The 14550-nt window shown below is 54.5% G+C and carries 11 protein-coding genes and 2 pseudogenes; 6 read left to right on the forward strand and 7 right to left on the reverse strand.

Going from position 1 to position 14550, the window contains the following annotated elements; all coding sequences use genetic code 11:
• Nucleotides 1–293: 293 nt before the first annotated feature.
• The 4 genes from IEX86_RS00745 (at nucleotide 294) to IEX86_RS00755 (ending at nucleotide 6893) form a co-directional block, all read left to right on the forward strand.
• Entirely contained in the window at nucleotides 294–3494 is a 3201-nt protein-coding gene (locus IEX86_RS00745; RefSeq protein ID WP_188864166.1) for a PAS domain S-box protein, read from the forward strand.
• Between the two features lie 284 nt (nucleotides 3495–3778).
• Nucleotides 3779–5713 carry an ATP-binding protein gene (locus tag IEX86_RS00750; RefSeq protein ID WP_229685223.1) on the forward strand — a complete coding sequence of 645 codons (1935 nt, stop codon included), beginning with the start codon at nucleotides 3779–3781 and terminating at the stop codon, nucleotides 5711–5713.
• A 72-nt stretch (nucleotides 5714–5785) separates the two neighbouring features.
• Nucleotides 5786–5914, forward strand: coding sequence for a hypothetical protein (locus IEX86_RS25375; protein WP_268239846.1), 129 nt, complete (start codon nucleotides 5786–5788; stop codon nucleotides 5912–5914).
• A gap of 106 nt (nucleotides 5915–6020) precedes the next feature.
• On the forward strand, nucleotides 6021–6893 hold the full coding sequence (locus IEX86_RS00755) for a DMT family transporter (protein ID WP_188864167.1): 873 nt from the start codon (nucleotides 6021–6023) through the stop codon (nucleotides 6891–6893).
• Between the two features lie 655 nt (nucleotides 6894–7548).
• Here IEX86_RS00755 and IEX86_RS00760 read toward each other — a convergent pair.
• Both IEX86_RS00760 and IEX86_RS25540 read right to left on the reverse strand, forming a co-directional pair.
• Entirely contained in the window at nucleotides 7549–7938 is a 390-nt protein-coding gene (locus IEX86_RS00760) for a hypothetical protein (protein WP_188864168.1), read from the reverse strand.
• An 88-nt stretch (nucleotides 7939–8026) separates the two neighbouring features.
• Nucleotides 8027–8134, reverse strand: a pseudogene (locus IEX86_RS25540) (hypothetical protein); the annotation flags it as partial.
• A gap of 368 nt (nucleotides 8135–8502) precedes the next feature.
• Here IEX86_RS25540 and IEX86_RS25545 point away from each other — a divergent pair.
• Nucleotides 8503–9453, forward strand: a pseudogene (locus tag IEX86_RS25545) (HAMP domain-containing protein); the annotation flags it as partial.
• An 84-nt stretch (nucleotides 9454–9537) separates the two neighbouring features.
• The gene (locus IEX86_RS25550) at nucleotides 9538–10308 is read left to right on the forward strand and encodes a methyl-accepting chemotaxis protein (protein ID WP_373290389.1); all 771 of its coding nucleotides are present in this window, start codon (nucleotides 9538–9540) and stop codon (nucleotides 10306–10308) included.
• A 47-nt stretch (nucleotides 10309–10355) separates the two neighbouring features.
• Here IEX86_RS25550 and IEX86_RS00775 read toward each other — a convergent pair whose 3' ends face one another.
• The 5 genes from IEX86_RS00775 to IEX86_RS00795 all read right to left on the reverse strand — a co-directional run bounded on the left by IEX86_RS00775 (nucleotide 10356) and on the right by IEX86_RS00795 (nucleotide 14357).
• Nucleotides 10356–10808, reverse strand: coding sequence for an NUDIX hydrolase (locus tag IEX86_RS00775; protein WP_188864170.1), 453 nt, complete (start codon nucleotides 10806–10808; stop codon nucleotides 10356–10358).
• Nucleotides 10805–10999: a hypothetical protein gene (locus tag IEX86_RS00780; RefSeq protein WP_188864171.1), complete on the reverse strand. Its 195-nt coding sequence runs from the start codon at nucleotides 10997–10999 to the stop codon at nucleotides 10805–10807. Before IEX86_RS00780 ends, IEX86_RS00775 begins: the two co-directional genes overlap by 4 nt.
• Before the next feature lie 160 nt (nucleotides 11000–11159).
• Nucleotides 11160–12020 carry an acyl-CoA thioesterase II gene (tesB, locus tag IEX86_RS00785; protein WP_188864172.1) on the reverse strand — a complete coding sequence of 287 codons (861 nt, stop codon included), beginning with the start codon at nucleotides 12018–12020 and terminating at the stop codon, nucleotides 11160–11162.
• A gap of 116 nt (nucleotides 12021–12136) precedes the next feature.
• Entirely contained in the window at nucleotides 12137–13771 is a 1635-nt protein-coding gene (locus IEX86_RS00790; protein WP_229685224.1) for a SagB/ThcOx family dehydrogenase, read from the reverse strand.
• Nucleotides 13761–14357, reverse strand: a complete 597-nt coding sequence (locus IEX86_RS00795) for a GNAT family N-acetyltransferase (protein ID WP_188864173.1) — start codon at nucleotides 14355–14357, stop codon at nucleotides 13761–13763. Before IEX86_RS00795 ends, IEX86_RS00790 begins: the two co-directional genes overlap by 11 nt.
• Between the last annotated feature and the right edge of the window lie 193 nt (nucleotides 14358–14550).

Below are 14550 nucleotides of genomic sequence, written 5' to 3' on the forward strand. Positions count from 1 at the left end.
CGAGCCTTGGAAACGACAGCCCGGCTTCTGGCACCTGACACATTAATAGCTCTTCAATAGTATCCGCCTCACAAGCCTGTCTGCTCGGACTGACTGACGATTGGATAGCTGGCGTAATAGACAGTTCTTCAGGTGCTGAATAGACTGCGTCCTTCGCTATCTCTACCTCCCCTGTCTTTTCACTCATGACCTGGTCATGAGTAAAGCTGTGCCTGTGCACCGTCAGGCTCATGACAAAGCACTAATCCTTACACATAGGTACTTAGCGTACCGCGTTCTCCCTACCTGTTGGCATGACTACCATCGAAACCGAACACCTACGCCTGCGTATTGCTGAACTTGAAGCCGAGAATATAGCGCTCAAGGCCACTGTCGAAACGGCTCACCAAAAGAACCAGCATCATCAGGAAATTCTAGACAGTGCTGTTGATTTCGCGATCATTACAACCGACCGTTGCGGCCGTATTGCGGATTGGAGCTCTGGAGCAGAACGGATTTTTGGCTGGTCCACCGACAGTATTTTAGGGGCCTCCATAAACCGTCTCTTTACAGTCGAAGACCAGCTCCAGCATCGGGCCGAATGCGAGATGCAACGTGCGCTGGAAAGAGGCCGTGCCAGTGATGAGCGTTGGCACCAGAAAAAAGACGGTGCTCTCTTCTGGGCTAACGGCGAGATGATGCCGCTACGAGCAGCAGACGGCGCTCATTTGGGCTTTCTCAAAATTCTGCAGGACCAGACCCGGCAGCAGAAAGTGCTCAAGGCCCAGCAAGCTGACATGGAATTCCTGCGCAGTGTCCTGGCGTCCTCCGATGACTGCATCAAGGTACTTGACCTTGAAGGCAAACTGCTTTTTATGAGCGATAACGGCAAGAAGGCCATGGAAGTCAGTGACTTCAATGCTATTCAGGGATGCCCTTGGCCTGCCTTCTGGAAGGGGAACGGAAACCACCAGGCACTTGACGCTATACGGCAGGCACGTGCCGGCCGAGTAGGTCGCTTTATCAGCCAGGCCGACACCGTAGAAGGGACGCCCAAGTGGTGGGACGTACAAGTTACCCCCATCATGGGTGCTGATGGCGAGCCTGAAAAATTGCTTTCTATTTCACGGGATATTACAGCCACCCATTCCGTCGAAAATGCACTGCGTATCTCCCGACAAATGAACAGCCTGATCCTCAGCTCCAGCCAGGACTGCATCGTGATCATGGATCTTGAAGGCCATACGCGGTTTGTAAGTCCTGGCGGCATCAAGTCCATGGAGATCTCAGACCTTTCCTCTACGCTAGGCAAACCCTGGCTTGAAGCGTGGGAAGGCGCCGATCTGGACGCTGCGCGTAAGGCCATCAACAGTGCTCGTGCTGGCGGAACAGGACGTTTTCAAGGGTACTGCCCTACTCATACAGGCAAACCCAAGTGGTGGGACATCGCCATTTCCTGCATTCCAAGCGCTGAAGGCAAGCCTGAAAACCTGCTTTCCATCGGCCGGGATATTACCGAGCGTACCTGTGCCGCGCTTGCGCTGAAGGAAAGTGAAACCCGACTGGCATCCATTTTTGACGAAGCCTCAGTAGGCCTGTCCGAAATCAGCCTAGACGGCCGCTTCCTGCGTGTGAATGATGAGCTGTGTCGCCTGCTAAACCGTCCTCGCCAGGAGATCCTGGGCCTTTCAGTTGCCGAGGCCACGCAACCAGAGGATCGGCCTGACACGCTGGAAGCCTTTCAGCATGTCGTGTCCACCAAGCAGCCAACCCGACTCGACAAGCGCTACCTCAGACCTGACGGCAGCGCTGTGTGGGCCAACAGCAGCCTGACGCGCCTTGACGATGACAAAGGCCACGCTCACTCGGTTATTGCCGTTACCGTCGACCTTTCGGCTCGCAAAGCTGCCGAAGATCGCCTCAAGGCCAGTGAGAGCCAGTTACGGGAACTCAATGAAACTCTTGAACAACGCGTTGAAGAACGTACTCGTGAGCGTGACCAGATCTGGCGGACTACTCCAGATCTGGTCTGCACGGCGAGCCCTGATGGTTACTTTTTAAACCTCAACCCCGCCTGGAGCGAGACCCTGGGATGGTCGGAGGAGGAACTCAAGACGCAGCCTTACAAGAATTTCCTTCATCCAGAGGATTTAGAGCGTACCGTGCAAAGCAAGCTGGGACTGGCTAACGGCAGCGCCCTATCCAACTTTGAGAACCGCTATAGACACAAGGATGGCAGCTACCGCTGGCTGTCCTGGAATTCCCAGCGGCGTGACGGGCTGTTTCACAGCATTGCACGAGATATCACTACGGTAAAAGCGCAAGCTGAAGCCCTGCATCAGACAGAAGAACGGCTGCGCCATAGCCAAAAGATGGAGGCTGTGGGTCAGCTGACCGGTGGCCTGGCTCATGACTTCAACAACCTGTTGACCGGCATTTCAGGTAGCTTGGACCTGCTCAAGACGCGTCTAGCGCAAGGCCGCCTGGCCGATGTCAGCAAGTACATTGAGGCTGCCCAGACCTCTGCTGGCCGGGCCGCTGCGCTGACGCACCGGTTGTTGGCCTTTTCCCGCCGTCAAACGCTTGATCCCAAGCCGACTCAGGCAAACCAGTTGATCGAAGGCATGCACGAGCTGATCACCCGTACCGTCGGCCCGGCTGTTAGTATCGAGACGGATCTTTCAGCCGTACTGTGGCTAACCCTGTGCGATCCTCACCAGCTTGAAAATGCCTTACTGAACCTGTGTATCAATGCTCGTGATGCCATGCCCGGTGGCGGAAGGCTGATCATTCGAACCACGAATCGGTATCTGGATGAAACCGATGCGGCTGATCGGGACATGTCGCCCGGTCAGTACATCGTGACAGAAGTGTCTGATACAGGAACAGGAATGCCGCCAGAAATCATAAGCCGCATCTTTGATCCGTTTTTCACGACCAAACCCATTGGGATGGGCACCGGACTTGGCCTCTCTATGATCTATGGATTTGCCAAACAGTCAGGTGGACAGGTGCGTGTTTTATCCGAAGTCGGCAAGGGCACCACTATGAAAGTCTATCTACCCCGCTATGTGGGAGTAGTCGAGGCTGACAGGGAACAGGCTGAACAGCTACAGGCGCCACGCACGGAGAAAGGCGAGACCGTCCTTATCGTCGACGATGAGCCCACTGTACGCATGCTGATCGCGGAGGTGCTTGAAGAACTAGGCTACAGAGCGATCGAAGCAGCTGATGGTGCTTCCGGACTGGCGATCCTCTCCTCCTCTGCCCATATCGACTTGCTGATTTCGGATGTAGGGCTTCCCGGTGGCATGAACGGCCGGCAGATGGCGGATGCAGCCCGTCAGAGACGTCCTGACCTAAAAGTGCTTTTCATTACCGGCTATGCTGAAAATGCAGTAGTCGGCAACGGCAACCTGGAAGAAGGCATGTACCTTATGGCTAAGCCCTTTTCCATGGATCTGCTGGCGACCCGCCTGGAAGCCATCCTCAACACGTCGAAGGAGTTTATTTAGAACAACACTAATCAAAGGCCCTCAAGAATATGAGGCTCTAACGCTATATCCCTGATGCTTAATTGTTTTGCAGTGTAGGCTATGGCGTTCCGTTACTTGCCAAGGATAGGCTACGGTACAAAACTGAACGATTCGAGACCTTATCGCGAGCAGCGTGTCCAAGAGCCGAGTGGCTATGGACTGTTATGCATACGCCCAAGGCCTCATAAAGTCAGCTCTATAGCCTTAGCGTTTAAGCCCAGGCTTATACACGTGAGCTTAAAACAGTCATCAGGTACCGCATCTTGCAAAAGAAAGAGACGCTTTTTGATCGCTTACAGCAACGGGTACTACGCCATCAGTGGCCTGCCCCTTTACGCTACGCTGTTGCGGGAGCGGCTGTTATCGTAAGTGCAGGCATCCGCCTCTCTTTGCCCGTGCTGGGCTTGCCATACCTGTTGTTCATACCCCTTCTGATGATTATCGGCTTTACGTTAGGGTTAGGGCCCGGCCTGTTCGCCACTGTCGTTGCAGCGCTTGCAGCCGCTTATCTCTTTGTTTCAACACCTTTCACGTTTGATCTCAATCTGCTTCAGTGGGCTGCTAATGCCCTCTTCATTTTGGTCAACTTCGGCATTGTGGCGGTATGTGCCGCGCTTCGAAACAACCTGATCCGCCTTAATGATCTGATGGAAACACTGGAGCGCCGCGTAGAAGAACGAACCCGTGAACGCGATCAGATCTGGGAAACGACGCCCGACCTTGTATGCACTGCGAACGCTGACGGTTACTTCGTAAGCCTCAACCCTGCATGGACCAAAACGCTTGGCTGGTCGGAGCAAGAGATGCACTCCAAGCCCTTCAGCGAGTTCGTCCACCCAGACGATGTGGAGCGTACATCCCAGGCCCTGCAAATGTTGCAGCGGGGCGATTCGGTATTTCGTTTCGAGAACCGCTACCGGCACAAGAATGGAACCTATCACTGGTTGTCCTGGAATACCGTTGCCCGTGACGATCAGATCTATGCGACGGTTCGTGACGTTTCGGCTGAAAAAGAGCAAAGCGAGGCGCTTAACCGCGCCGAAGAGCTGTTGCGCCATAGCCAGAAGATGGAAGCGGTAGGCCAGCTCACCGGCGGCATTGCTCACGACTTCAATAACCTGCTGACGGGTATTTCCGGCAGTCTGGAAATGATCCAAATGCGCGTGGCCCAGGGTCGCGCCGCCGATATCGACCGTTACATTACAGCCGCCCAGACAGCAGCCAACCGTGCGGCATCCTTGACCCATCGCCTATTGGCATTCTCTCGTCGCCAGACGCTTGATCCCAAGCCCACCCAGGCAAATACCCTGATCGAAAGCATGCAGGACCTGATCGACCGGACCGTGGGTCCCGAGATCACCGTAACGACCAACCTGTCCTCTGATCTATGGTCAACACTGTGTGACCCGAACCAGCTGGAGAGCGCCCTGCTTAACCTGTGCATTAATGCACGGGATGCCATGCCTGAAGGTGGCCAGCTGACTATTCGGACCGCCAATATCTGGGTAGATGAGCGCGATGCCTACGAACAGGACATGCTGTCCGGCCAATATGTGGCTATTGCGGTCATGGACAGCGGAATCGGTATGACGCCCGACATTGTGGCGCGGGCATTCGATCCATTCTTCACGACTAAGCCTATCGGCATGGGTACCGGGCTTGGCCTGTCCATGATTTACGGATTTGCCAAGCAGTCCGGAGGTCAGGCGCGCATCTACTCGGAAGCGGGCAAAGGCACTACAGTCTGGATTTACCTGCCTCGCCACCTGGAAGAAAGCAAGCCAGAGCCTCAGCAAACCGAACTTCTAAAGGCGCCACGCGCCAGTACCGGCGAAACCGTTCTGGTTGTCGACGACGAGCCCATGGTGCGCCTGCTTATCACCGAAGTGCTGGAGGAATTGGGCTATGCTGCCGTCGAAGCGGCCGATGGCGCCTCGGGCCTCAAGATATTGATGTCCGATACACACCTGGATCTGTTGATTTCAGATGTTGGCCTACCGGGCGGCATGAATGGTCGGCAAATGGCTGATGCAGCCCGCCAGGCACGGCCGGATCTCAAGATATTGTTTATCACTGGCTATGCGGAAAATGCTGCGCTAGGCAACGGCACTCTTGAGGCAGGTATGCACGTCATGACCAAGCCATTCCCAATGGAACTCCTGGCCAGCCGAATCAAGGAAATCATTCAGGAAGACTGAATTTGACTTGCGCCTCATCCTCTGAGGCGCTACTGTTTTCAAACCCTTTGTCATGCCTAGGCTGACGCTATCATGAATTCTCTGCATACAGGTCTGCTCTACTCCTCGTCCGCTCCGGATGTGGTGTGCCTGCATGCTGACGCCTCCCTCGCCCCACCTGTCGTATCACCTCCTGTTGTTCTGGCAGTAGCCACTGCCTGATAACGCTCGGCTGACCACAGCCGTCTTCTTTCTCCAGTCTTGAACAGAGCTGTCCTACGGGCTTAGCGACTGGAGTCTGTTTTTCACACTGACAGGTGAAATGACAATGTTAGGTTCACTAAGAGCCCTGCTTGCAGCCAATGCTGCCACGGGATTGTTTGTGCTGCTCTGGAGCAGCGGCGCGTTATTTGCTCATCTGGGTGTTACCCACGCTCCTGCCTTTGCTTTTCTGCTATTACGCTTCATCATCGCCTTTGCAGTACTCCTCTTGATAGGTGCCTGGCGACGACGCTGGCTACCGGCGCCAGGCTCTCGAATCAACGTTGCGCTAACGGGAGCGTTGCTCATTGGCGGCTATAGCATCTGCTATCTTCTGGCGCTGGATAAAGGTGTGACGCCTGGGGTTCTGGCTACCATCCTGGGAATACAGCCTATCCTTACACTGGTGCTGATCGAGCGGCAGTTATCGCCTCGCCGGCTGGTGGGCTTGCTATTGGCCTTGGGTGGCTTGGCTCTGCTCGTCTACCGTAGCCTGGCGATGGCACATTTTTCAGTCAGCGGCATCCTGTACGCACTGGCTGCACTACTCTGCATGTCGCTTGGCGCCATTCTGCAAAAAAGCCTGAATCAGGCACCCGCAGATGTCTTGCCACTGCAAATAGGTGTCAGCCTGCTGCTCTGCCTGCTTTTTGCGCCCTTTCAGTCCACGGCACTTGAGTTGTCGCCCGAGGTTGTGACATCCGTTTTATGGATGGCCATTGTGATCTCTGTCCTTGCCCAATTGCTGTTTTATCAACTGGTACGAACCGGCAATCTGGTGAATGTCACCAGCCTGTTCTATCTGGTACCCCTAGTGACGACTCTTCTGGATTACCTGATTCTGGGTCACCGGCTTGAGGCTCAGAGTGGGCTGGGAATGGGTGCAATTTTAATAGGGCTGGTATTAGTGTTCCGTCAGAAGAAATCGTGTATTAACTGATACAGCAGCGCCAGAAAGGCTTTCATTGCTTTTCTGGCGCTAGCTCAACCGTTGGGTTGCAGTGGCCGATCAGTGCTGACAAGTCGTTTTAGTCCTGCGCCCGGAAATGGCCTGACAGGCATAAGGAATCCCTATCAGACCTCTGTGATGACGGCAGGGCTGTTCACGTCAATTGCACTGGGTGATTGTGACAATCAGCAAAATACTCAACAGGGTATAAATTACGGCAAACAAAGCCTTGGAGCGGGGTCTTTTATGAGGATATCCGAGCGTTGTTTTGAAACGGCCGGACAGCTAGGTTATGAGCTCACGTCTCTTAAGCTGGAAATATAGAGCAGCCCGTCAACGGCTTCACCCTCTCATGCAGCCAAACGGCCAAGCCATTGCGCTAATGCAAGGGCAAGCTGCTCTCTGCAGTCGTTTAGCTACCCTTCACACCGCATGCAGGTATACCCAGCTCCTCTGGTTAGTCAGAGCGGGATTTTTTACATAGGGAGGCAGCGATGCTTAAACAGTTCTCCTTGCGTATGGACTGGAACCCTATGGCCAGCCTTAGCACATACGACTGGCTTCTGTGCTGCTCACGCCAGGAGATGCCTGTTTGAATAAGGCGTCTAGATAAGCATCTTTAACGCCTTACGAATGAATGTCCTTACTAATCGCTCAATAACCCTTGAGCTGCATCCAGACTGCTTATTTCCACGCCAGTGGAGAGCGCTGCAAACAGCACGACCATATAACGCGCCATTTCGAGAGCGTCTGCCTCCTCGCAATCCAAGGTTAAGTCCTCCACATCCCAGAGCGGACAACTGACGCACATGGTCTTTTCGTGAGGATTGTAGGACAGGTGAATGCCAAGCCTTATCTGGAGCCTGCGTGATTCACCATCATCAATATGGGGAAGCCACTGAAAGCTTTCGCCGCTTTCGTCCTTGACGATTGGGATGTCCTGCGCCCAGTCAATAACTTTCCAGCCGAGGGCTTCAGCTGCCAGCGTTAACTGCTGGCGTTGGTCAAACGGATCGTGGTCATTTTCTAGCGCCATGCTGTCACTCCATCAGAACGGTACTGTACTCGTTACCGTTAAAGCATAGCTGGCCGCTTCAAACAGACTGAATCTGGCAGATAAGCTGTCACTGCACTTGATTCTCTTCGTCGGCCGAAGCGTCGAAGTACCCGATGTCTATATCCTTGATGCCAGGGTGAATCAGCAAACCTCCACGCCTGCTCCAGACAACTTGAGCGACAGCTCCCCTGTCATATAAGCGTCTGACAAAGACGCTCCCTCAAGTAGATCTAATGCGTTGTTGAGCCAGGAGGATGAGCCAATCGCTTCCTCTAACTCAGAGTGCCAATGCATCTTGTCCAGAGACAAATCTCTCTACGCTACAAGATGTTCAGCCGATCATCGGAATCTTCTGTTCAAACGAGCATAACGCTCCAGATTTATCATTCCAGTCCGATAGCGTCCTATCAGTTTACGGCAACTGCTTGCCGTATCGTATTTTGCCTCTATCGGTTTGATGCCTTTATGAAATGGTCTTTGCGTAAAAAGATTGCTCTGTCCTCCAGCACTGCGGTACTGCTGGTAGGCGCCAGCCTGACCGGTATGAATTTCTGGAATAGCCACAAAAGCCTGGAAACTCATATTGCAGAACAGGTCAGCAATGCCAGTACGACATTTAGCGCCAATGTGCGTTACTGGTTGCAAAGCAAGGAGGTGGCTCTTCAGGCGGTCAGCGCCAGCGACAACCCTGCCGACATGCTATCGGTCCTTAACCAAGCCAAGATTTCCGGCGGCTTCGATAACGTATTTTTCGCGCAGGCTGATGGCAGTCAGACGAATGCCAATGGCGTAAACCTTCCACCAGACAACAACGATCCGCGCAAGTGGAAGTGGTATCAGCAGGCGCTGATTGCACCAAACAAGGTTTATATTTCAACGCCTACGATTGCAGCCGCTACCGGCAGTCATGTGTTGTCACTGGGCCGTGCCTTGCAGCAAGGCGGACATACGCTCGGCGTTCTGGGCGCCGATGTCAGCATGACTGAGATACTTGAGCAGTTGAAGCAGATCAGGCTGCCGGGTAATGGTTCGGCCTTCTTTGTAGACAAGGATGGCACCATCCTGGGCCATACCGATAAGAGCCAGCTCGACAAAAAGGTCAACGACTTGGTGAAAGAGCTTACCCCCACCACCCTGGCATCGCTCGCTGCGAGCAAAGGTACCGAATACCTGCTGGACCATAATGGCGAACGACTGTATGCCGTCCCGATTGATCATGATGGCGAAATCCTTATCATGACCCTGGACGATGCAGTTCTGACAGCCCCGCTCTACCAGCAACTCTGGATCAGCCTGGGTGCATTTGGTGTCATCCTGGTGCTTTCGTTGATCGCGATCAATATGCTATGCGTCTGGCTGCTGCGCCCTCTTGGCGTAGTCTCCCAAGGGCTCCAGGTGATTGCCCAGGGTAATGGTGACCTGACCAAGCGCATTCCTCAGCAAAGCCAGGATGAAGTGGGCGATCTGGCCCTGCACTTCAATCAATTCGTAGCTAGCCTGCATGAACTGGTGACACACATCCGTCATCAGGCGGTAGAGATTGGTCAGGAGTCCACGACTGTTCTAAACAACAGCACGATGTCAGTGGAGGATCTGGGGCGTCTTCAGCAGGAGCTGACCTTAGTAGCCACGGCCGTGACCGAAATGGCCTCAGCCACTCAGGAAATCGCAGGGAATGCAGAGCGCACTGCGCAATCAGCGCAGCAGTCGACCGAAAGCAGCCAGCAGGGTCTGGATCTGGTTCGAAAGACCCAGACCTCCATTACCGATCTGGCTCAAGAGGTGGCTGCAACGACGCAGGTTATCACTGAGCTTAGTCAGCACTCCCAGTCCATTTCCAGCGTGCTGACCAGCATTCAGAGCATTGCCGAGCAGACCAATCTCCTGGCCTTGAACGCGGCTATCGAAGCAGCCCGGGCTGGCGAACAAGGACGGGGTTTTGCCGTAGTAGCTGACGAGGTACGAACACTTTCGCAGCGCACCCAGGCGTCTACCCAGGAAATCCAGACAACTATTGGCAATCTGCTGCGTGTTACTCAGGATGCTGTCAGCCGAATGGACAACAGCCGCCATCTGGCTGAACGCAGCGTGGCAGATGCAGACCAGGCCTATGTGGCGCTAGAACAGATAACCCAGGCCGCTTCTCTCATCTCCGACATGTCGATGCAGATCGCGGCGGCGGCTGAAGAGCAAACGTCCGTCACGGAAGAGATCACACGCAATGTAGTGACTATCAAATCTCTAGGTGACACCCTGGCTGAAGGCTCAGTACAGGCAGAGCATCAATCCCGTTCACTTCAGAGCCATGCCAGTGACCTGAACGAGCGCGTCTCCCGCTTTATTCTGTAACCCTGCCTTGCTGTCCACTCCCCTTAATCAGGGAGTGGACCCTCTTCTCAACTCATCCGTCGAACACGTTCGTGAATGACCTTCAAGGCTTCTCGAAATACCCAATGCCATTGAGAGGACGCCAGCCGGCCGAGCGGATACCAGAAAAAGCGAAACTCCAGCCCACCTCCGTCTGTGGTGCGATGTATCCAACCTTCAGGCAACTCGTATGCGCTCTGGCATAGGTGCATCGACCAGACCTGCTCCTGATAGCCGGACACCCATGTTCCCAGATCCACTGGCCATTCGGGCGCCTGGATACCCGACTCCTCCCATAGCTCCCGCAACGCAGCCTCAGCAGGCAGTTCGCCCGGCTCGATAGCTCCTTTGATCAACTGAAGCCCTGCCAGAGGATGCTCGAACGCCAGGATTTGCAGCTCACCCTTACGGCGCAATACGACCGGACAGGCCTTATGCGGACCTACAAGGGCATCACTGCTCAGTAAGGATTGCTTGATCATCGCACATCAACCTGACCCAGCTGATGCCTCAGCCGATCGTTTTCCCTCTTCAACGCTGTGATGTGATAGCGCAGATCCTTGATGACCGTCAGGTGATAGCGATGCTCAAGCTCAAGTGCTCGATAATGCTGGACCAAGGTTTCTGGTTCTTTTATATCAGGGATTTGGAAAAGATCGTCTGCTGGAGACATCGGTACGCCCTCCTCTTGTAATTACTGTTTATTTATACAGTAGTCAGCGGAGCGCAAATTGACAACTACTTTGGCGTCAAAAGGTAGTCTATTCGGAAAAATTCATTGATATGTCATAAAAAAGGGCGGAATCTCATCCGCCCTTCAAGGTGTACCCATTTTAGTCGCGCTTGCGGATTAAGCCTTCTTGAGCAACCGAGGCGACAAGTTGGCCGGCACGGTTGTAAATGCTGCCACGGCACAGTCCACGCGCACCGCCAGCCCACGGGCTGTCCATGGAATACAGCAGCCACTCGTCCACCCGTAGCGGCTGATGGAACCAGATCGCATGGTCAAGGCTGGCGACCTGCATGTCCTTGTTCCAATAGCTGATGCCGTGAGGCAATAGCGATGTTGGGAGCAGGTTAAAATCCGAGGCATAGGCCAGCAGATACCGATGTAATGCAGGATTATCCGGCAGCTCGCCATTGGCCCGGAACCAGACCTGGCGTGCCGGTGCTGTGGGATCAGGGTTAAAGGGATGAGTCACTTTGACCGGACGAATCTCGATGGGCTTTGGTGCCAGTAGCTTTTCCCGGGTGGGCTCAGGGATAAACTGGGCAAACTGCTGAATGTAGTCCAGCTCGGAAGCCAGCGAATCCGGATCGGGCACGTCCGGCATATCGCTCTGGTGTTCGAAACCAGTCTCAAGGCCCTGGAATGAAGCACTGCAGAAAAAGATCGGCTTGCCCTTCTGGATGGCTGTAACGCGACGCGTTGTGAAACTACCGCCATCCCGAACGCGATCCACCTCATACACCACTGGAATCGTAACGTCGCCAGGGCGCAGGAAATAACCGTGCAGCGAATGAACCTGACGCGACGCGTCTACAGTCTGGCTGGCCGCCGACAGGGCCTGACCAAGCACATGGCCACCAAACAGCTGTGGAAAGCCTAGGTCCTGACTGCGACCGCGATAGAGGTTTTCCTCGATGGACTCAAGGCTTAACAAGGCAACAAGATCATCCAGCACTGTGCTCATCACGTTTTCCGTGGTCGTTTTGATAATAGCCAAATCATACGCAAGTCAATCGTGAAGCCGTAGCCCTGCAGGATGGAAACCACTCGCGGGGATGAGCTCCGAGCCCGGCACACCTATCAGGCAAAATCGTTTTCAGGTGCGGGGTAAGCGGGTAGCGAGGTAAGCCGCATATCTACGGTCGCCCGCCCCATGGTGAAGTGGTAAAGGCTCTGCCAGCGTGTATCCTCAAGCCCTAGCAAGTCGTGTACTAGCGGATCGAAATAACAACCAATGCCGGTACCCGAGAGCCCTGCCGCCTCAGCCTCCAGGTAAAGGACTTGCCCAATCTGCCCCGTCTCCCAGAACAGTTGAGAGTATTGCCATGCACCTTGGGCCAGTGCCTCATCAAAACGGGCCATCATGCTGACACTGATACAGCCATCGGCGGCAATATCCTGACCGCAAGACAGCAGGCTAGCCAACTCGCTGGCATCCCCTTTAAGCAGACGGAATAAACGAAGGTCCTCTGCTTCTTCCACCCGCTCCCAGAGTAAATCTGCCCGTGCTGCGATATTAAGCTCCCCTTCACCACGCGCCAGCCAGTACAACCCTGGCTCAAGGCCTACGACGCGATTTACAAAAATCAGCAAGTCAACCTGAGCAGGCTTGCCTAACGTTGCAAAGGGTACAGGTGCATGCTCTGGTAGTGTGCGCCTTAACCAGGCAAAGAACAGATCAGCCAGAATGCCGGTCCGGCCATCCATGGATTGGGCACTGCGCCGTTGATGAAGCAGCGGACGCAGCAGTAACTGTTCGTTTTCATGGGTTATTACACCGCGGGAGATAGGCATATCATAGGGCAGGCGCTTGGGTGCCCGGCACGCGTTGGCAATCCGTTCGAGCTCAGGCCAGTCCACATACTCACGCGAGAGACGGTTTGGCGTACCGGTGAGTGCTAACTGACTGAGCAGCTCGAAAAGGCTCTCAGGCAAAGAAGGCTCGGCCGACTGGGGCGGACCAACCCAGAGCAGCGCATCCATTTGCTCGCGCTCGTCAAAGCCCTCGCGATTTACTCCAAAAGCAGCATCGAGCGTTTCATCCGCTACGTCGTGGATCAGCCGGGTCTCCCAACCCTGTGCGGCGGCAGCGATGGTAATGGCCGCCATGGCATGCCCCAGATCATGCTGGCAATAACGCCAGGCGCGCTCGCCGTACTTCCAGGCTTCACGCCAGTGAATACTGGACAGGGCCACCAGAAAGCTTCCCGGTGGTAAGGCACCGATGATGTCTTCATCCAACACTTCAGGCAGTTCAGCCCGTACCTCTAGCGCATGCAAATCCGACGTGTAGTGTGTCAACAAGGCACGGCTGCTCAATACGCCAGGTGGCAGCAAGGCATAAGCTTCGGTTGGATGCAGATTACCGGAGGACGGATTTACCCGTAGGGCCCAGCGGCTACTGCCTGACTCTTTCCAGGCGGAAATAGCCAGGCTGTCGTAAAACAACCGGGAGATATTGGCAGGATCAAGCGGAGACGGCTCACCTATAGGGCCAGCAAAGACTTCATCATACAGAGGCGAATCTTCCAGCACGCGATGCAGCAACGGAATAACCTCGCATCCCCTATAGCGACGGAAGGGTGCAGGCTGGTTGGCCCAATCGAGTGAATCAGGCCCACGCGCGTAACCGTCGCGGCGGTGCATACTGAGCGAATGATAAGCTCTGACGATGTCTTCTGGCGTCATGCAGTCCTCTTTGTCATTAACAGGCATTCACGTTGTCACCTGTTTCCAGCTTACTGATCCATTGATGTCGGCTGAGTCGATACAGCACATGGTGGCGCAAAGGATGCCCCTCTGGCAGACCAGGGTGTTCAAAATCATCCGCTGGATCGTATTGCATGCCTAGCCGCGTCATAAGGCCCCGGGAGCGCTCGTTTTCAGGCACGGTAAACGCTACGATTTCCTCAAGGCCTACCTGCTCGAAACCAAAAGCCAGTGCTGCCTCTGCGGCCTCGTGAGCATACCCTTCATCCCAATAATCAGCCCCAAGCCGCCAGCCAATTTCTACAGCTGGGGTGAAAGGTGCATCGAAATTCGAGTTCTCAAGCCCGACATAGCCAATGAAAGGCGGACCGTTCTTGACTTCTACGGCCCACCAGCCATAGCCATAATCATGGAAATGCGCTTGAATGCGCTCGGTCAGCACCTGGGTTTCGGCCTCGTCCAGGCACTTGGGGAAAAATTCCATTACCTTGGGATCGGCACTTTGCGCGGCGAAAGGTGCATAGTCTTCCTTGCGCCACGGTCGCAAAATCAAACGTTCGGTATGCAATACCTTGGGATAGGCCTGGCTCATCTCCGCCCTCTTCTAAGGTCCTTTGATATTCGGACTGTCATGAGACCAGAGCATTCCATAGCGCCGGTTCGGTTTTTTGATAATGACGACCGCTTGGCGAGATTGGCAGGAATCGTCATTATGAGCGCCCAGTCGGCAGCATCGCCTGTATCCTCTCAAACCGGCATTTAGCTGCTTCCTACCGACTGCGTCT

The sequence above is a fragment of the Pseudomonas asuensis genome, from assembly GCF_014646755.1.
In the GTDB taxonomy this organism is placed as follows: Bacteria; Pseudomonadota; Gammaproteobacteria; order Pseudomonadales; family Pseudomonadaceae; genus Chryseomonas; species Chryseomonas asuensis.

Excerpts from the sequence above, each read along its gene's own strand:
- IEX86_RS00745 (WP_188864166.1), top strand. The coding sequence starts at position 294 with ATGACTACCATCGAAACCGAACACCTACGCCTGCGTATTGCTGAACTT.
- IEX86_RS25375 (WP_268239846.1), top strand. The coding sequence starts at position 5,786 with ATGAATTCTCTGCATACAGGTCTGCTCTACTCCTCGTCCGCTCCGGAT.
- IEX86_RS00755 (WP_188864167.1), top strand. The coding sequence starts at position 6,021 with ATGTTAGGTTCACTAAGAGCCCTGCTTGCAGCCAATGCTGCCACGGGA.
- IEX86_RS00760 (WP_188864168.1), bottom strand. The coding sequence starts at position 7,938 with ATGGCGCTAGAAAATGACCACGATCCGTTTGACCAACGCCAGCAGTTA.
- IEX86_RS25550 (WP_373290389.1), top strand. The coding sequence starts at position 9,538 with ATGTCAGTGGAGGATCTGGGGCGTCTTCAGCAGGAGCTGACCTTAGTA.
- IEX86_RS00775 (WP_188864170.1), bottom strand. The coding sequence starts at position 10,808 with ATGATCAAGCAATCCTTACTGAGCAGTGATGCCCTTGTAGGTCCGCAT.
- IEX86_RS00780 (WP_188864171.1), bottom strand. The coding sequence starts at position 10,999 with ATGTCTCCAGCAGACGATCTTTTCCAAATCCCTGATATAAAAGAACCA.
- tesB (WP_188864172.1), bottom strand. The coding sequence starts at position 12,020 with ATGAGCACAGTGCTGGATGATCTTGTTGCCTTGTTAAGCCTTGAGTCC.
- IEX86_RS00790 (WP_229685224.1), bottom strand. The coding sequence starts at position 13,771 with ATGCCTGTTAATGACAAAGAGGACTGCATGACGCCAGAAGACATCGTC.
- IEX86_RS00795 (WP_188864173.1), bottom strand. The coding sequence starts at position 14,357 with ATGAGCCAGGCCTATCCCAAGGTATTGCATACCGAACGTTTGATTTTG.